At 63.8% G+C, this 17,369-nt stretch carries 16 protein-coding genes; 9 read left to right on the top strand and 7 right to left on the bottom strand.

Features of this window, described 5'->3' with window-relative positions; genetic code table 11:
- Positions 1-5: 5 nt before the first annotated feature.
- Both CQ13_RS04035 and CQ13_RS04030 read right to left on the bottom strand, forming a co-directional pair.
- Positions 6-302 carry a hypothetical protein gene (locus tag CQ13_RS04035; RefSeq protein ID WP_245309020.1) on the bottom strand — a complete coding sequence of 99 codons (297 nt, stop codon included), beginning with the start codon at positions 300-302 and terminating at the stop codon, positions 6-8.
- A gap of 276 nt (positions 303-578) precedes the next feature.
- Positions 579-1,712 (bottom strand): site-specific DNA-methyltransferase, encoded by a 1,134-nt coding sequence (locus CQ13_RS04030; protein ID WP_057841720.1) that lies wholly within the window; start codon positions 1,710-1,712, stop codon positions 579-581.
- A 278-nt stretch (positions 1,713-1,990) separates the two neighbouring features.
- On the opposite strand from CQ13_RS04030, the gene ypfJ reads away from it, so the two are divergent.
- Together ypfJ and moaB are read left to right on the top strand one after the other, a co-directional pair.
- Positions 1,991-2,926, top strand: coding sequence for a KPN_02809 family neutral zinc metallopeptidase (ypfJ, locus tag CQ13_RS04025; protein ID WP_057841719.1), 936 nt, complete (start codon positions 1,991-1,993; stop codon positions 2,924-2,926).
- A gap of 148 nt (positions 2,927-3,074) precedes the next feature.
- A complete protein-coding gene (gene moaB, locus CQ13_RS04020; protein WP_057841718.1) occupies positions 3,075-3,635 on the top strand; it encodes a molybdenum cofactor biosynthesis protein B in 561 nt (186 codons plus the stop codon).
- 123 nt (positions 3,636-3,758) lie between these two features.
- On the opposite strand, the gene CQ13_RS04015 is transcribed toward moaB, so the two are convergent.
- Entirely contained in the window at positions 3,759-4,691 is a 933-nt protein-coding gene (locus CQ13_RS04015) for a bifunctional helix-turn-helix transcriptional regulator/GNAT family N-acetyltransferase (protein ID WP_057841717.1), read from the bottom strand.
- Positions 4,692-4,780: 89 nt separating this feature from the next.
- The gene (locus CQ13_RS04010; RefSeq protein ID WP_057841716.1) at positions 4,781-5,353 is read right to left on the bottom strand and encodes a glycosyltransferase family protein; all 573 of its coding nucleotides are present in this window, start codon (positions 5,351-5,353) and stop codon (positions 4,781-4,783) included.
- 186 nt (positions 5,354-5,539) lie between these two features.
- On the opposite strand from CQ13_RS04010, the gene CQ13_RS04005 reads away from it, so the two are divergent.
- The 4 genes from CQ13_RS04005 (at position 5,540) to CQ13_RS03990 (ending at position 9,917) form a co-directional block, all read left to right on the top strand.
- Positions 5,540-6,700, top strand: a complete 1,161-nt coding sequence (locus tag CQ13_RS04005) for a PA0069 family radical SAM protein (protein ID WP_057841715.1) — start codon at positions 5,540-5,542, stop codon at positions 6,698-6,700.
- A gap of 169 nt (positions 6,701-6,869) precedes the next feature.
- Positions 6,870-7,319 carry a VOC family protein gene (locus CQ13_RS04000; RefSeq protein WP_057841714.1) on the top strand — a complete coding sequence of 150 codons (450 nt, stop codon included), beginning with the start codon at positions 6,870-6,872 and terminating at the stop codon, positions 7,317-7,319.
- A 168-nt stretch (positions 7,320-7,487) separates the two neighbouring features.
- Complete coding sequence (rnhB, locus tag CQ13_RS03995; RefSeq protein ID WP_057841713.1) at positions 7,488-8,279, top strand: ribonuclease HII; 792 nt, start codon at positions 7,488-7,490, stop codon at positions 8,277-8,279.
- A 132-nt stretch (positions 8,280-8,411) separates the two neighbouring features.
- On the top strand, positions 8,412-9,917 hold the full coding sequence (locus CQ13_RS03990) for a glycosyltransferase family 39 protein (protein ID WP_057841712.1): 1,506 nt from the start codon (positions 8,412-8,414) through the stop codon (positions 9,915-9,917).
- 111 nt (positions 9,918-10,028) lie between these two features.
- Here CQ13_RS03990 and CQ13_RS03985 read toward each other — a convergent pair whose 3' ends face one another.
- Entirely contained in the window at positions 10,029-10,859 is an 831-nt protein-coding gene (locus CQ13_RS03985; protein WP_057841860.1) for a uracil-DNA glycosylase, read from the bottom strand.
- 133 nt (positions 10,860-10,992) lie between these two features.
- Here CQ13_RS03985 and CQ13_RS03980 point away from each other — a divergent pair, with 133 nt between their 5' ends.
- From CQ13_RS03980 to CQ13_RS03970, 3 genes are all read left to right on the top strand, one after another.
- Positions 10,993-12,651: an electron transfer flavoprotein-ubiquinone oxidoreductase gene (locus tag CQ13_RS03980; protein ID WP_057841711.1), complete on the top strand. Its 1,659-nt coding sequence runs from the start codon at positions 10,993-10,995 to the stop codon at positions 12,649-12,651.
- Positions 12,652-12,916: 265 nt separating this feature from the next.
- Entirely contained in the window at positions 12,917-14,698 is a 1,782-nt protein-coding gene (locus CQ13_RS03975; RefSeq protein WP_057841710.1) for a tetratricopeptide repeat protein, read from the top strand.
- Between the two features lie 27 nt (positions 14,699-14,725).
- Positions 14,726-15,610: a 4-(cytidine 5'-diphospho)-2-C-methyl-D-erythritol kinase gene (locus CQ13_RS03970; protein WP_057841709.1), complete on the top strand. Its 885-nt coding sequence runs from the start codon at positions 14,726-14,728 to the stop codon at positions 15,608-15,610.
- Here CQ13_RS03970 and CQ13_RS03965 read toward each other — a convergent pair.
- Both CQ13_RS03965 and CQ13_RS03960 read right to left on the bottom strand, forming a co-directional pair.
- Positions 15,607-16,236, bottom strand: coding sequence for a LysE family translocator (locus CQ13_RS03965; RefSeq protein WP_057841708.1), 630 nt, complete (start codon positions 16,234-16,236; stop codon positions 15,607-15,609). The two genes, CQ13_RS03970 and CQ13_RS03965, sit on opposite strands and share 4 nt — an antisense overlap.
- 112 nt (positions 16,237-16,348) lie before the next feature.
- On the bottom strand, positions 16,349-17,359 hold the full coding sequence (locus CQ13_RS03960) for a polyprenyl synthetase family protein (protein WP_057841707.1): 1,011 nt from the start codon (positions 17,357-17,359) through the stop codon (positions 16,349-16,351).
- Positions 17,360-17,369: the final 10 nt, after the last annotated feature.

The raw sequence follows: 17,369 nt of genomic DNA, 5'->3' as shown, positions 1-17,369 counted from the left end.
GGGCCCTACGATATGAGCAGGCCGCCTATACCGGTAACCGCAAGGGCGACGCCGGCAGCAATCATCACCGACGCAAAGCGGATTTCCGAACGCAAAGCGGTGCGTTGCCCCGTGCGTTCCGATCCTCGCGCATAACCGTGGACGATGACCTGTTCGCTAAAGGTGCCGTTGGCGTCCAGAATGTCGGTCAAGCCCGCGCTGGCAATCAGGATGCCGAGGATGACCAATCCGGCAGGACCCAGCAAGCTCAACAGCAGCATTGGAAACACGCCAATCAGGAAGACCGGCAGCAGCGGCAGCACAATGAGCGACTCGGAGCCTCGGGTGCGCATGGGAGCAATCTCTTATGCGAAAATGAATGTAGCACGCGTGTCCCGAAATAGGAACGAAAAGGCGCATCGCCACCCGCTTGCATGGCACGGCTGCCATGCCGACGGACCGCGCCGGCTGCGCGGAGTATGGGCCAAGCCGAATTTCGCGCCATCGCCGGCCCGGCGAGCCATACGCGCACTGCGGTGCTTTGGCGCGGCCGTGCCATAAGCCTCGCCTGGGCGTCTCGTGATGATGCGAAACGAGGCTTAGCCTGCGGCCATCCCGGAGCGGATTTCGGCGCGCAATTCATCGATGAGCTTGAGGCCGTTCTTGGTCTCGACATGCCAGTAGGTCCAGCCGTTGCAGGCGCCGGAGCCCTGCGCCACTGCGCCGATTCGGTGAATGGACCCGACCTTGTCGCCGAGCATGATGGCGCCGTCGGCGCGGACCAGCGCGCCGTGGCGCTTCTTGGAGTCGACCAGTTTGGTGCCGGGCGGAATCATGCCGCGCTCGATCAGTTCGGAAAATGCCACGCGCGGGGCGTCGCGCGCAGTCATGAACGGCGCTAGCGTTGCTTCCGGCAGCGGTTCGACGGCGGCGATGCGTTCTTCGGCTGCAGCAGCATAGATCCTGTCGCGCTCGAAGCCGATGTAGCGGCGGCCGAGACGCTTTGCCACGGCCCCTGTCGTGCCGGTGCCGTTGAAGGGGTCGATCACGAGATCGCCGGGCTTTGACGAGGACAGCAGCACGCGCGCCAGCAACCCTTCCGGCTTCTGGGTCGGGTGCACTTTCTTGCCGTCGGCGCCCTTGAGGCGCTCTTCGCCGGTGCAAAGCGGGATCAGCCAGTCGGAACGCGCCTGCACGTCCTCATTGGCGGCCTTCAGGGCCTCATAATTGAAGGTATAGCCCTTGGCCTTCTCGTCGCGCGCCGCCCAGATCATGGTTTCATGGGCATTGGTGAAGCGGCGGCCGCGGAAATTCGGCATCGGATTGGTCTTGCGCCAGACGATGTCGTTGAGGACCCAGAAGCCGAGGTCCTGCATGATCGCGCCGACGCGGAAAATGTTGTGGTAGGAGCCGATCACCCACAGCGTTGCCGACGGTTTCATGACGCGGCGGCAGGCGAGCAGCCAGGCGCGGGTGAAATCATCGTAAGCGGCGAACGACGAAAACTTATCCCAGTCGTCGTTGACGGCATCGACGTGGGATTCATCGGGACGCTTCAGGTCGCCCTTGAGCTGCAGGTTGTACGGGGGATCTGCGAACACCAGATCGACCGAACCAGCCGGAAGCTTTGACATCTCGGCGACGCAATCGCCGACGACGATACGCACGCTTGAGTCAGACTCAAATTTGGTGCGGGGCGCCCTTACAGACGCCCCGCGACGCGACACAACCATGACTCAATTACTCTGACTCAGGCGACGCTGTCGGCGACGCGGGACTAAACAACCGACTGGCGATACATTGACCGGGCAAAGTAAAAATCGACTTAACCAAGAAAGTTATCGACGCAGAATGCGAAGAGAGATCATCGGCAAGATTGCCAGCAGAGATTGCGACGGCTTGCGCACTAGGCAATTTTTGCCGGGCGGGTTATTGATTAATGAAATGGAAATTTTACGTGATGGCCGAGTTGAAGATTCCGGCCGACAGCCGGGGATGAGGAAATAGCGCCATGCGTTACGATGATTTCCGCCGCAGCGACGAAATCGAAGACCGTCGCGACCAGGGCGGCGGCGGAATGGGTGGCGGCGGCGGCTTTGGCCTGCCGATGGGCGGCGGCGGGCTCGGTATCGGCACCATCATCGTGCTCGGCCTCGTCGGCTATGCCTTCGGCATCGATCCACGCATCCTGATCGGCGGCGCCGAAATCCTGACGGGCGGCGGTCAGGCGCCGACCTACCAGACCGATCGCCGGTCCGGACCGGCCAAGACCGGCGCGCCGAAGGATGAGGTCGGCAGCATGATCGCCGGCATTCTCGGTGAGATTGACGACCGCTGGAGCGAGATCTTCCAGTCCAGCGGCCAGAATTACACCGGTCCTCGCATCGTGCTGTTTCGCAACGCCACCAATGGCGGACGCTGCGGCATGGCGCAGTCGGCGATGGGGCCGTTCTACTGCCCGCCGGACAAGCAGATCTTCCTCGATACCAGTTTCTTCCGCGAGGTCGAGACGCGCTTCCGCGGCTGTTCAGGCAGTGCCTGCAAGTTCACGGCCGCCTACATCATCGCGCATGAGGCGGGACATCACATCCAGAACCTGCTCGGCATCCTGCCGCGCGTGCAGCGGCTGCAGCAGCAGGCCGGCAGCAAGGCGGAAGCCAATGCGCTGCAGGTCAAGGTCGAGTTGCAGGCGGATTGTCTTTCCGGCGTCTGGGTCAATCGCGAAGAGAAGAAGCGTCCGGGCTTCATCGAGCCCGGCGATATCGACGCGGCACTGAGGACGGCAACCGCGATCGGCGACGACACGCTGCAGCGGCAGTCGACGGGCAGGGTGGTGCCCGACAGCTTCACCCACGGCTCAGCAGCGCAGCGCAAGCAGTGGTTCATGACCGGCTACCAGCAGGGCACGGTGCAGGCCTGCAACACGTTTGCGGCGGGAGCGTTGTAGCTTGAGCAGAAGTAATTCGTCATGGCCGGGCATAGCCGTCCGAAGGACGGTGTCGCTTCCGCTCGCCTATGTCCGGGCCATCCACGTCTTACTTCCAGGAATTGAAAGGTGCCCGGGACAAGCCCGGGCATGACGAGAAAAAGCAGTCATGTCCATCGACGAAACCAAACAATTCGTGCCGCTCAACATCGCGGTGTTGACGATCTCGGATACCCGCTCGCTGGCGGACGATAAATCCGGCGCCACGCTGGCCGACCGGCTGACGGCGGCAGGCCATCGTCTTGCCGCGCGCGAGGTCATTGTCGACGACGTCGATGCGATCCGCGTCATCATCAAGCGCTGGATTGCCGATCCTGGCGTCGATGCGATCATCACCACCGGCGGCACCGGTTTCACCGGCCGCGACGTGACGCCGGAGGCGGTCGAGCCGCTATTCGAAAAGCGGATGGATGGTTTTTCCATCGCCTTCCACATGCTGAGCCATGCCAAGATCGGCACGTCGACGGTGCAGAGCCGCGCCACCGCCGGCGTGGCGGGGGCGACCTTCATCTTCTGCCTGCCGGGATCGCCGGGCGCTTGCCGCGATGCATGGGACGGCATCCTCGCCCCCCAACTCGACTACCGCACGCGCCCGTGCAATTTCGTCGAGATCATGCCGCGGCTGGATGAGCACCTGCGGCGGCCTAAAGCCCAGGGCGCGTCGGCCTGACCAGCGCCCATAACGCACGCCACATGTTGTGCCAGGCCTCGACGCGCAATTGACGTGCGCGCTTGACATGGAAGTCGATGAGTTCGGGCGTGACGCGTCGCGGACGATCGCGACGCTCGGGCTTCACAGGTCCAGCTCCCAGGTTTCCCCGACGAGATCGACGCCAAAGCTATGGTGCGGCTCTTCCTTGACGCGACAGAAGCCCGCGGCCTGATAGATACCGCGCGCGGCGACAAGGATGCTTTGGGTCCACAGCGTCATTTTCTTGTAGCCTTTCTCGCGCGCTGCGCGGACGCATTGCTCGACGAGCGCGCGGCCGACGCCGAGCCCGCGTGCCTTTTTCTCCACTAGCAACAGCCGCAGCTTTGCGACGTCATCGCTGCCCTTCACCAGAAAGATCGAGCCGACCGGTTCGCCGCCTGCTTCCGCGATCCAGCAATGCTCGCGCGAAGCGTCATAGGTCTTGATGAACTGCGCGCAGATCTCGGCGACGAGTGCCTCGTAGCTGATGTCCCAGCCATACTCCTCGGCATAGGCCTTTGCCTGGCTCGAGATCACCCAGCCGATGTCGCCGGGTCGATGGCTGCGCAAGAGAAAAGCGGCTGGCTTCTCCGTGGGCCGTTCCAGTGCCCGCTCGATCGTCGTCATCGCTTGCACGACAGCGGCGCGCTGACTGTCTTCGAGCGAAGCGAGCAGGCTTCCGACCTCCTCGCGCGAGCGGCGCTCGAGCTCGGCAGAGGCGGTGCGGCCTTTGGCGGTCAGCGAGAGTTCGTTGACGCGGCCGTCGTCCTTTGACGGCTTTCGCGTCACGATCTGGCGGCGCTGCAGCGCCTGCAAGGTCCGGCTCAGGAAGCCGGGATCGAGGCCGAGGTCGCGGGTGAGGTCGGTGGCGGTGCAGGTCGAGCGATGCGCGATCTCGTAGATGATGCGCGCTTCCTGCAGCGTGAAGGGGCTGTGCAGGAGCTTCGGCTCGATGATGCCGAGCTTGCGGGTATAGAAGCGACTGAAGCCGCGGACAGCGTCGATCTGTTTATCGGCAGCGTTGTTTGATTCCATCAAGTGATTATTTGACGGAATCAAATAGATTGCAAGCCCGTTGCATGCGCCTAGGCACGTTGTTCCATTTCGATTGTGAACTCAGGCCGTCAGGCGACGACCATGATCCGGCTGCGCAATTGGGTACGCGCCGAGCGACCGAGCTGGCGCAACAGCCTCGTCTCGGAACGGCGGGAATCCGGCCGGTAGCCGCCAAGCCGCTCATAATGATCGCGGGCGATCAGGAGCCCCTGTTCCGCCGATGGCCCGGCGATCATGCGGGCGACGAATTTGAAGCCGTCGCGCAGCCGCGTCTCGGCATAGGGCGAGCGGGCATAGCGAAATACTCCGGCACGCGGCCGTCCGCTGTTCGATACGTTCTGGATGAACTGCGTGGTCTCTTCGATCCAGCCGCTGTCGAGCACCGCGCCGGCGTGCAGGAACATCAGCCATGGCGAGCGCGCCGCCCGCGCGCCGGCGGCCAGCGCCGCGGCGTGTGTTCCATCGAACTTAAGAAAGCGGCAACCGGCCACGTCGGCCACCCGTTCGATCACGCCGTTGCCGGCCCGGTCGATCAGCAGCACCTCGCGGATGACGCCGGCTGCGGCTCCCGGTACCAACGCTGCCAGCGTGGCGACGGCGGGCTGTTCTATTCCTTCGGTCGGAATGATCACGCTCAGCATGAATGAGGTTTCGATGGCTCAAACGGTGAAAAACGCTGCACAGTTATCATCTTGTCACAATCAAAACAGCCGCTTGCGTGCAGATTTTTGCGGCATCGGGCGTGCCCCGTCTCTGGTGCTGCGCCTTCTGTAAATTGTCGTCGGGGATGTTCTTGATTTGTTCTTGATGCGTGCTATGTTCGCTTCATGAGCCGAGCATCCTCTCATGCCCTCAAGCACCCGCCGGTCAAGCCGCCCTCCGAGCCGGCGGGTGCGACCCCTTTTCCCGAGCTCGCGGTCGCCATCGAACGCCAGCGGCGGCGCGGCCGCGGCGCGCAGTCCAACGACAGCGGCCGGTTCGAAGCCGAGGCGCGGGTCGCCTTCGACGATGGCTGGCAGAGTCTGGACGACCTGCCGCCGTTCAAGACCACGGTCTCGCTGGATACCTCGCGCAAGGTCATCACCCGCAACGACTCGCCCGACATCGGTTTCGACCGCTCGATCAATCCCTACCGCGGCTGCGAGCATGGCTGCGTCTACTGCTTCGCGCGGCCGACCCATGCCTTTCTCGGCCTGTCGCCCGGGCTCGATTTCGAATCCAAACTGCTCGCCAAGCCGGACGCGCCGGAATTGCTCGAGAAGGAGCTGGCGGCGCCCGGCTACGAGCCGCGCATGATCGCGATCGGCACCAACACCGATCCCTATCAGCCGATCGAGCGCGAGCACAAAATCATGCGCGGCATCCTCGAAGTGCTCGATCGGGCTGGTCATCCCGTCGGCATCGTCACCAAATCGGCGCTGGTGACGCGCGACATCGATATTCTGCAGCGAATGGCGAAGCGCAATCTGGCCAAGGTCGCGATTTCGGTGACCACGCTCGACCCCAAGCTCGCCCGCACGATGGAGCCGCGCGCCTCGACGCCGCCGAAGCGGCTGGAGGCGCTGCGGCAATTGTCGCAAGCCGGCATCCCCGCCACCGTCATGGTCGCACCCGTTATTCCCGCGCTGAACGATTCCGAGATTGAACGCATTCTCGATGCCGCGGCTCATGCGGGCGTCAAGGAGGCGAGCTACGTGCTGCTGCGGCTGCCGCTCGAGGTGCGCGACCTCTTTCGCGAATGGCTGATGGCGAATTATCCCGACCGTTACCGTCACGTCTTCACCCTGATCCGCGACATGCGCGGCGGGCGCGACTACGACTCGCAATGGGGTACGCGGATGAAGGGCACCGGCCCGATGGCCTGGATGATCGGGCGGCGGTTCGAAATCGCCAGTGAGAAGCTCGGCCTCAACAAGCGGCGTTCGAAACTGACGACCGATCATTTCGCCAAGCCGAAGCGGAACGGACAGCAACTGAGTTTGTTCTGATCGTCATTGCGAGCCATCGGGGTCGCGCGAACGCGCGCCCGATGACGGGCTCCGCGACGCAATCCATCTCGCTACGCGAGGAAGGATGGATTGCTTCCGCCTTCGCTCTCCGAGCGACGGCGGACACGTCGCCGCTTGCGCCCCTCGCATGACGCGGAGGGAGAGTCGCATGAGTACGAAGAAGCCAGTCCCCCGGTTCACGGTCATCACGCTCGGCGTCAACGATATCCGCGCCAGCATCGCCTTTTATGAGGCGCTCGGCTTTGCCCGAAAAATGAACGCAACCGGTGAGGCCGTCGCTTTCTTCGACACCGGCGGCACGGTAATCGCGCTGTTCCCGTGGGACCAACTCGCCGGCGACGCCAAGCTGCCGGATCAGCCGCGGCCGAAGACGTTTCGCGGCACGACGCTCGCCTGGAATTGCAATTCCACCGAGGAGGTGGACGCTGCGCTCGATTTCGCCATCTCCTGCGGCGCGTCGCTGTTGAAACCCGCGCACAAGACCGACTATGGCGGTTATTCCGGCTATTTCGCCGATCCCGACAACCACACTTGGGAAGTCGTGGTGGCGCCCCGCATCGAGGTCGGCGAGGACCGGCGGGTTCACCTGCCGGATTAATTACGCGACGTTACGGCAGCGCCACTTCTCCCGGCCGTATTTGCATTTGCCGGAGCGCCGATGGCAACGGACGCTGCCGGCGAGTGGCGACGAGGTCGCGCTGAATAACGGGAATTGTGCCAGGTTCCCGGTTGCGCGCCGCCGCGCGCTGGCGCACGAATCTCGACCATGATTCGGGACAAGTCTGCCAAGAAACCTGACGGGAAATCGGCCAAGAGAGCCGGCAAGGAAGAGGCCGAGCTGCCCAAGGGCGTGATCACGCTTGCCCCGCCGAGCTTTCGCCGCGAGCGGGCGCTGATCAAGCGCGGCGTCTGGCCGGTTGCCGGCTGCGATGAGGCCGGGCGCGGCCCGCTGGCGGGTCCAGTGGTGGCGGCCGCGGTCATCCTCGATCCCAAGCGGATCCCCAAAGGCATCGACGATTCCAAGCGGCTGACGCCCGAACGCCGCGAGGAATTGTTCGAGGAGATCTGCGCGACGTCGTCCTTTGCGGTCGCCTTTGCCTCGCCTTCGCGGATCGACCGCGATAATATCTTGCGCGCTTCGCTCTGGGCGCTGGCGCGTTCCGTGCGCGCGCTGCCCGAAATGCCGAAGCATGTATTCGTCGACGGCCGCGACAAGATCGATGCGCCTTGCGACTGTAACGCCGTGATCGGCGGCGACGGCATCGTCATGTCGATCGCCGCAGCCTCGATCATCGCCAAGGTGACGCGCGACCGCCTGATGAGCGCATTGGCGCTGGATTGTCCGGGCTACGGCTTTGAAAATCACAAGGGCTACGCCGTGCCGGAACATCGCGAGGCGCTGGACCGATTAGGCCCGAGCATCCACCACCGCAGATTTTTCGCGCCGGTGGTTGCCGCGCGGCTGAAACATGACCCGGAGAGCATCGAGCGCGATCTGTTCACGGTGGATATCACAGCGGAGACGGAGATCGAATCTGAGATTTCGGTGGCGATTTGACTCGGCTGTGATTTTTTCCTGACGCAGAACCGGTAATCCGTTCGCCTGAAATGCTGCAGTTGCCTCGGCGGCTCGTGCGCTCTATCAAAAGTGCTGGGGACAGGGCTGCCCGGCCCGGCATTCGGACGTTTCATGCGCTTCACCTCGCTCGTTGTCGAACTGATCCGCGCCCGGCCGCGGCTGGTGGTCTGGCTCGTGGTGTTGGTCCAGGCCGCAATTTGGCTGATCCTGCCGATGCTGCTGTACCGCAGCCCGCCTGGTGACCTTGCGACCGTGCTGGCCTTTGGCCGGGAATACCAGGTCGGAACATGGCTCGGTCCGCCGTTGGCGTTCTGGCTCGCCGATACCGCGTTTCGTGCCGCCGGCAACCATATGTTCGGCGTCTATCTGCTGGCGCAGGTCTGCGCCGTCGTTACCTTCTGGATCTACTATCAACTGGGCCGCGCGATTGTCGGCGGGCAGCAGGCGGTGCTCGCGGTGCTGCTGTCGATGACGGTGGTGGCCTTCAGCTCGCCCGGCGTCGAGTTCGGCCCGCTGGTGCTGGCGCGCCCGCTATGGGCACTGCTTTTGCTGCATTCCTGGCAATTGATCGGCCAGAACCGGCGCAACGCCTGGTTCGCCTGGTCGATCGAGGCGGGGCTTTTGCTGCTGACGACGCCGGCCGCGCTCGGATTGCTGCTGCTGCTCGCCGGATTTGCCGTTGCCACCACGCGGGGGCGGCGCGTGCTGATGTCGCTCGATCCGCTCTATGCGCTGCTCGTGATCGCCGTCCTGGTCTTGCCCTATCTGATCTGGTTGCTCCGCGCCGATGCGCTCGCGATGCCGCCGTCGCCCGCGATCTCCGATCTCGGCGGGCGCATCCAGCAATGGGGCTGGCTGCTCGTTGGCCTCGTGCTCGCAATGTCCGCCATCGTGCTGCTGGCGATCCTCAATTCCGGCCGGTTCGCCCGCCATGCCGCGGAGGCGCCGATTATCTACCGGCCGCCGGTCGATTCGCTGGCGCGCGACTTCGTCTATTTCTTTGCGCTTGCGCCGGCGCTGCTCGGAAGCCTGATCGCGGGCATCTTCAACCTCGATCATGTCGTCGGCGGGGAGGGCGTCGCCTTGCTGATGTCGGGGCTCGCCGTAATCGTGGCGAGCGGCGATCTGATCCATCTTCGGCGCCAGCGCCTGTTGCGGACGCTGTGGGCGGCGGCGGTCGTCGCGCCTGCCTTGGTGACGATTGTGGCCACGCTGTTTTTGCCATGGACCGCGAATGAAGTGCCGACCTCGCTGCCGGCAAAAGCCATTGCGCATTTCTTCGGCGACAGCTTTGAGCGCCGGACCAACCAGCGGCTGCGCGCGGTGGCCGGCGATCCGCAACTGGCGAGCTTCATCGCCATGAGCAGCGGGCGCCCGCATCTGTTGCTCGATGCCACGCCGGAGCGAACCCCATGGCTGTCGGTCGCGAAATTCAACGAGACCGGCGGTGTCGTGGTCTGGCGCGCCTCCGATACCTCAGGCGCGCCGCCGCCCGACATCGCGCAACGCTTTCCCGGCCTGGTGCCGGAAGTGCCGCGCGCCTTCGAATGGATGGTGAACGGCCGCCAGCCATTGCTGCGGATCGGCTGGGCGATCGTGCGGCCGAAGGCGCCTTAGTTCATCCCTCATGGTGAGGAGGCGCCAACGCGCGGCCCGATGACAGGCTCCGCGCCGTCTCGAACCATGAGCCCGCGGCCCATCGTTCGAGACGCCCGCTCCGCGGGCTCCTCAGGATGAGGGAGAACCTGATTGCTCCAGCGCCTTTGCGATCGTGCGCAGGTCCTGCCAGGACATCCGCTTGTAGGACGGCGAGCGCAACAAATAGGCCGGGTGGAACGTCGCCATGGCGCGGATCGTGCGGGTGCCGGTGTCGTAGTCGAACCACCTGCCGCGGGTCTTCATGATGCCATCGCGGGTCGATAGCAGCGTTTGTGTCGAGGGGTTGCCGAGCGTCACCAGTATGTCGGGATTCACGAGTTCGATCTGCCGCTGGATGAACGGCAGGCAGATTTGCGTCTCCTGCGGCGTTGGCGTTCGGTTGCCGGGCGGCCGCCAGGGAATCACGTTGGCGATGTAGGCCTTGCTGCGGTCTAGTCCGATTGCCGCGATCATCCGGTCCAGCAACTTGCCGGAACGTCCGACGAAGGGCAGGCCCTCGATGTCTTCGTCGCGCCCGGGTGCTTCGCCGACGAACATGATGCGCGCCTGCGGGTTGCCGTCGGCAAACACCAGCCGCGTCGCGGTGTTTCGGAGCGCGCAGCCCTCGAAACTTTCCAGGAGTGTACGCAGCGCTTCCAGTGTCGGCGCCGTTCGCGCCGCTTCGCGCGCGAGCGCGATGGCCGCCTCCGGCGCTATTTCGCTGCGCGGAACCGCCGGCATCGCGGCGGGCATTTCCCTGACGGGGCGGGGTGGAGCAGTCTCGCGGACAGCGATGGGGGCAGCAGCGGTGTCGGGCTCGGTCAGCCGATCGACTGGTCCCTCCGTCAACGCGCAATCGACCCCGGCCTCCAGATAAAAAGCCAGCAATTGCCTGACATTAGGCGCGGGTTCGGGGATCAAATCCATGATGCCAATCTAATATGGATCGAGCCGGCGTGAAACGCCTCGCATTGCATTTCCATGGTTGTCCTCCCCGCAAAAATCGGAAACAACGAGCCTTTAGAGCCGTTCTCAATTGGGCTGAGATCAGATCATGAGTGCAGAAGAACTTTTTCCCCGCGAATCCATGGAATTCGACGTCGTGATCGTCGGCGCCGGGCCGTCCGGCCTCGCTGCGGCGATCCGGCTGAAGCAGCTCAATGCCGATCTCAGCATCGTCGTGGTGGAGAAGGGTTCCGAGGTCGGCGCGCACATCCTCTCGGGCGCGGTGATCGATCCGGTGTCGCTCGACAAGTTGATTCCGGATTGGCGTGAGGACGCCGATTGCCCGCTCAAAACCCAGGTCAAGGACGACCGCTTCTACTGGACCACCGCGACCAGCGCGATCCGGCTGCCGAACTTCGCAATGCCGCCGCTGATGAACAATCATCACTGCTATATCGGCTCGCTCGGCAATGTCTGCCGCTGGCTGGCGCCAAAGGCCGAGGCGCTCGGCGTCGAAATCTATCCTGGCTTTGCCGCGGCCGAGGTGCTGTATGACGATAACGGCGCGGTGCGCGGCATCGCGACCGGCGACATGGGCATCGCCAGGGACGGCAGCCACAAGGATTCATATACCCGCGGCATGGAACTGCTCGGCAAATACACGCTGTTCGCCGAAGGTGCGCGCGGCAGCCTGAGCAAGCAGTTGATCGCCAAATACTCCCTCGACGCCAAAAGCGAGCCGTCGAAATTCGGCATCGGATTGAAGGAAGTCTGGGAAATCGATCCCGCCAAGCACCAGAAGGGCCTGATCCAGCATTCGTTCGGCTGGCCGCTCAACAATAAAACCGGCGGCGGCTCGTTCCTCTATCATTACGACGACAACAAGGTGGCGGTCGGTTTCGTCGTGCATCTCAATTACGACGATCCGTATCTCTCGCCATTCGACGAGTTCCAGCGCTTCAAGACGCATCCCGCCATTCGAACCGTGTTCGAAGGGGGCAAGCGTATCTCCTACGGCGCGCGCGCCATCACCGAGGGCGGCTATCAGTCGGTGCCGCGACTGAGTTTCCCGGGCGGCGCGCTGATCGGCTGCGCGGCAGGCTTTGTCAACGTGCCGCGCATCAAGGGCGTGCACAACGCGATGGGCAGCGGCATGCTCGCGGCCGAACATGTTGCGGCGGCGCTCGGCGCCGGCCGCGCCAACGACGAACTGGTGGAATACGAAAACGCCTGGCGGGATTCCGCCGTAGGTCGAGACCTGCGTCGGGTCCGCAACGTCAAGCCGCTATGGTCGAAATTCGGCACCATCATCGGCGTGGCGCTCGGGGGCTTCGACATGTGGTGCAACACGCTGGGATTTTCGCTGTTCGGAACCCAGTCGCACGCCAAGTCCGACCGCAAGACGCTGGATCCGGCCAAGGCGCATGCGCCGATCGTCTATCCCAAGCCGGATGGCAAGCTCACCTTCGACAAGTTGTCCTCGGTGTTCCTCTCCAACACCAACCATGAGGAGGACCAGCCGGTTCATCTCAAGGTCGCCGACATGAACCTGCAGAAGGCATCCGAGCACGATGTCTATGCCGGTCCGTCGAACCGCTATTGCCCGGCCGGCGTCTATGAATGGGTCGAGGAGGCTTCGGGTCCGCGCTTCCAGATCAACGCCCAGAACTGCGTCCACTGTAAGACCTGCGACGTGAAGGACCCGAACGGCAATATCACCTGGGTTCCGCCGGAAGGCGGCGGTGGGCCCAATTACCAGGGCATGTAGCGAGGCCGTATAGACCACGATTGCGTGAGTTGGAGGAGGGTGATACCGCCTCCGGCCACGATACCGCCACAGTAAAAGCGTTTCCGGGTTGGGCTGGCTAAATCGGAGCTCTAAGGGCCTGTCTGCCAATCGATTCGCCAACCCGTATCCTTGCGGTTGAAGGCCAAAAGCGGCATTGTCGCTGCCTGAGATGCCGCCGCTTGGGTTTGCATTCGAGACCGATCGTAACGATCCCGCCATACATCCTGGAGCTAGGCGAACTGTGATGCTTTCCACTCGTATGAATCGTTGGACCATCGCCGCAATTACTGTTGCCAGCCTGGCCGTGCCTGGCGTGGCCTGGGCCCAGACGCCCGAACATACGGCCGACAACGCCGCGCAATTCCCCACTAAATCCGATCTGAAGTCGCTAACGACGGCAGGCAGCTATCTCGCCGCGCGCCATGCCAGCGTCGAGCGCGATGCGGCCTCGGCTGCGGCATTCTATCGCTCCGCGCTGCGCACCGATCCGAAGAACAACGAACTCCTGGATCGCGCCTTCATCTCTTCGCTCGCCGATGGCGACATCGATGAAGCGGTCAAGCTCGCCGACCGCATCCTGACGATGGACAAGGCGAACCGCGTCGCGCGGCTGGTTGTCGGCGTCCGCGACCTCAAGCAGAAGAAATATGCGGCCGCGCAGCTCAATATCAACCAGTCGATCCGCGGACCGATCACCGACCTGGTGGCGACGCTGTTGTCGGGATGGGCGAGCTACGGCGCGGGCGATGCCAAGACCGCGGTTGCCAATATCGACAAGCTGACCGGACCTGAATGGTATCCGATCTTCAAGGATCTCCACACCGGCATGATCCTGGAGATCTCGGGCAAGGACAAGGACGCCGGCACGCGGTTCGAGCGCGCCTACAAACTCGACGATTCGATGCTGCGCGTATCCGACGCCTATGCGCGCTGGCTGTCGCGCAACAAGGATGGCGCGGCGGCGGCTGGTATCTACGAAGCGTTCGACAAGAAGTTGCCGCGGCATCCGCTGGTGCAGGAAGGCTTGCGCGAGACCCGGGCCGGCAAGAAGATGTCGGCGCTGGTCGATTCGGCGCAGGCCGGCGCGGCCGAGGCGCTGTACGGCATCGGCGCCACGCTTACACGCCGCGGCGGCGAGGATCTGGCGCTGGTCTATCTGCAGCTCGCGCTCTACCTGCAGCCCAATCATCCGCTGGCGCTGTTGTCGCTCGCCGATCTCTACGAGTCCGTGAAGAAGCCGCAGATGGCGATCAAGGTCTACGAGCGCATGCCGGCCAGTTCGCCGCTCAAGCGCAACGCGCAGATCCAGCTCGCCACCAATCTCGACGCCGCCGACCGCAGCGAAGAGGCGATCAAGATCCTCAAGGCTGTCATCGCGGAGGCGCCGAAGGACATCGAAGCCGTCATGGCGCTCGGCAACATCGAGCGCGGTCGCAAGAAGTTCAGCGATTGCGCCAATACCTATACGCTCGCGATCGACGCGATGCCGGGGGTGACGGACAAGAACACCTGGGTCACCTATTACTATCGCGGCATCTGTCTGGAACGCTCCAAGCAGTGGAGCAAGGCCGAGGTGGATATGCGCAAGGCGCTCGAACTACAGCCCGAGCAGCCGCATGTCCTCAATTATCTCGGCTATTCCTGGATCGACCAGGGCATCAACCTCGACGAAGGCATGAAGATGATCCGGCGCGCCGTCGACCAGCGCCCCGATGACGGCTACATCGTGGATTCGCTGGGCTGGGCGTTTTACCGGATCGGCAATTTTGAAGACGCGGTAAAGCATCTCGAGCGTGCGATCGACCTCAAGCCGGAGGACCCGACCATCAATGACCATCTCGGCGATGCCTATTGGCGCGTCGGGCGGACGCTGGAAGCCAAATTCCAGTGGGCCCATGCCCGCGACCTCAAGCCCGAGGCGGAGGAATTGCCGAAGATCGAAGCCAAGATTGCCAACGGCCTGCCCGAAGACACTTCCTCCGCGGCTTCCGCCGACAAGAAGAAAGAAGACGGCAGGGGTGGCTGAGGCAAGGACCTTGGGGGCTGTTCGGCAATGCCGCTGTTGAATGACAAAGCGCGCGCCAAGGTCAACCTGACCTTGCGGGTGAATGGCCGCCGTGCCGACGGCTACCATGATCTCGAAAGCGTGGTGGCGTTCGCCGACTGCGCCGACCAGCTGATGCTGACGCCGGGCGCGGATCTGGATTTGAAGATGTCGGGACCGCTGGCGCAGGCCTGCGGCGAGACCTCGGACAACCTGGTGCTCAAGGCCGCGCGCCTCTTGGCCGAGCGCGTACCGGACATGAAAGCCGGCAGCTTTACGCTCGACAAGGTCTTGCCGGTCGCGGCCGGAATCGGCGGCGGTTCGGCCGATGCCGCGGCGGCGCTGCGGTTGCTTGCACAGTTGAACGGGCTCGCGCTCGACGATCCCCGCATCATCGAGGTCGCGCAACTGACCGGCGCCGACGTGCCGGTCTGCGTCAACTCGCGCGGCTGCGTCATGACCGGCGTCGGCGAAACGCTGCAGCCGCTCAGTCTGCCGAAAATGCCGTGCGTAATGGTCAACCCCGGCGTTGCCGTCGCGACCCGCGACGTTTTCAACGCGCTCGGCCTGCGCAACGGTGAATTACTGGTCGGCGTCACCGACGTGCTGCTGCGGGACCGCTGGCCGGACGAGAAGGCATCGCTGGAAGATTGGGTCGAAGCGATCGCTGCCAGCTCCAACGATCTGGAAGCGCCCGCCATGCGTGTCCAGCCCGTGATCGGCGAGGTCATCGCAGCGCTCAACGCGACCAACGGCGCTTGGCTGGCACGGATGTCCGGATCGGGCGCGACCTGCTTTGCGATCTACGAGAACACCGTCGAAGCCGGACGCGCGGCGGAGCAGATCCGGCGCGATCACCCCGGATGGTGGGTGCATGCGGGAACGCTGAGCTAACTTGCGGGCCGCCGCGCCAGCGCCAGCGAAACACCGAGGCCCGCGATGAACAGCCCTGAACCCTGTCGCAATCGTTGAAGCAAGTTCGGCCTTCGCGTGAGACTACCGCGCGCGGTGGCGGCCATCATTACCACGATGATATCGACAAGCGTGTTCAGCGCGATCGAGACCAGGCCCAGCGCCATGAACTGGAGCGCCGGATAACTGCCGGCCGGGTCGAGGAATTGCGGAATGAAGGCCAGGAAGAACGCCGCGGTCTTCGGGTTCAAGGCTTCGACCAGCACGCCTTCCCGAAACGCCCGCTCTGTACCGACCGCAACGGCTTGTTGCGGCAGCAGATCGCGCGCCTCGCGAAATGTCTTGATGCCGAGCCAAACGAGATAGATTGCGCCGGCAAATTTGAGCGCGGTGAACAGCTCAGCGCTGGCCAGGATGAGCGCCGAGACGCCAAGCCCGCCCGCGATCACATGCACCAAGCCGCCGAGCGCAGTCCCGAACGTCGACGCGATACCGGCGCTCTTGCCGCCCGACAGCGTCCGTGCGGCGACGTAAAAGATTCCCGGACCGGGGACGGCGGCAATGACGAGTGCGGCGGCAAGGAATAGCGTGAAGCTGGTGCCGTTCATTTAGTCGCCTTTGTAGGGTGGGGAAAGCGAAGCGTGCCCACCAAAGCATGTTCTAAAACGGGTGAAAGTTGGTGGGCACGGCGCTGACGCGCCTTTGCCCAGCCTACGAAGGTCAATGCGATCGCGCCAGGCAGAACGCTACGACCTGTTCGAGCGCGCTCTTCATCGGTGAAGCCGGAAATAGCGCGAGCGCGTCGACGGCCATTGCGCCGTAGTGCTGGGCGCGGCTGATCGTGTCTTCCAGCGCGCGGTGTTTGGTCATCAGGCCGATGGCGTGATCGAGGTCGCTGTTGCCGATCTCGCCGCGCTCCAATGCCTTGATCCAGAACTTCCGCTCGATGTCATTGCCGCGGCGGAACGCCAGCACCACCGGCAGCGTGATCTTGCCTTCGCGGAAATCGTCGCCGATGTTCTTGCCGAGTTTCGCGGCCTTGCCGCCATAGTCCAGCACGTCGTCGACGAGCTGGAATGCGATGCCGAGATTCATGCCGACCGAGCGGCATGCGGTCTGCTCGGCCTTCGGCCGGTTGGCGATCACGGGTCCGACTTCGCAGGCGGCGGCGAACAGTTCGGCGGTCTTGCCCCTGATCACGGCGAGGTACTCGTCCTCGGTGGTCGCGGTGTTCTTGGCTGCCGCAAGCTGCATCACTTCGCCTTCGGCGATGGTGGCCGCGGCCGAGGAGAGAATGTCGAGCGCACGCAGCGAGCCGACCTCGACCATCATGCGAAAGGCCTGGCCGAGCAGGAAGTCGCCGACCAGCACACTGGCCTCATTGCCCCACAGCATCCGCGCCGACAGCTTGCCGCGGCGCAGCTCGCTCTCGTCGACCACGTCGTCATGCAATAGCGTCGCGGTGTGCATGAATTCGACGGAAGCCGCGAGCTTGATGTGACCATCGCCGGAATAGCCGGCGAGGCCCGCCATCGCCAGCGTCAGCATCGGGCGCAGACGTTTGCCGCCGGATGAGATCAGGTGGTTGGCGACTTCCGGAATCATGGTGACTTCCGATCCCGTGCGCGACAGGATCGTGGCGTTGACCCGCTCCATATCGGCGGCGACCAGCCCGACCAGCGCATCTATCGAAGCGTTCGAAGGGCTTTCGAAGGGTACAATAACCGCCACACGGGTCTCC

The sequence above is a fragment of the Bradyrhizobium retamae genome (genome assembly GCF_001440415.1).
Taxonomy (GTDB): domain Bacteria; phylum Pseudomonadota; class Alphaproteobacteria; order Rhizobiales; family Xanthobacteraceae; genus Bradyrhizobium; species Bradyrhizobium retamae.
The sequence above is the reverse complement of the archived record's forward strand: the minus strand, read 5'-3'. Positions and strand labels throughout refer to the sequence as shown.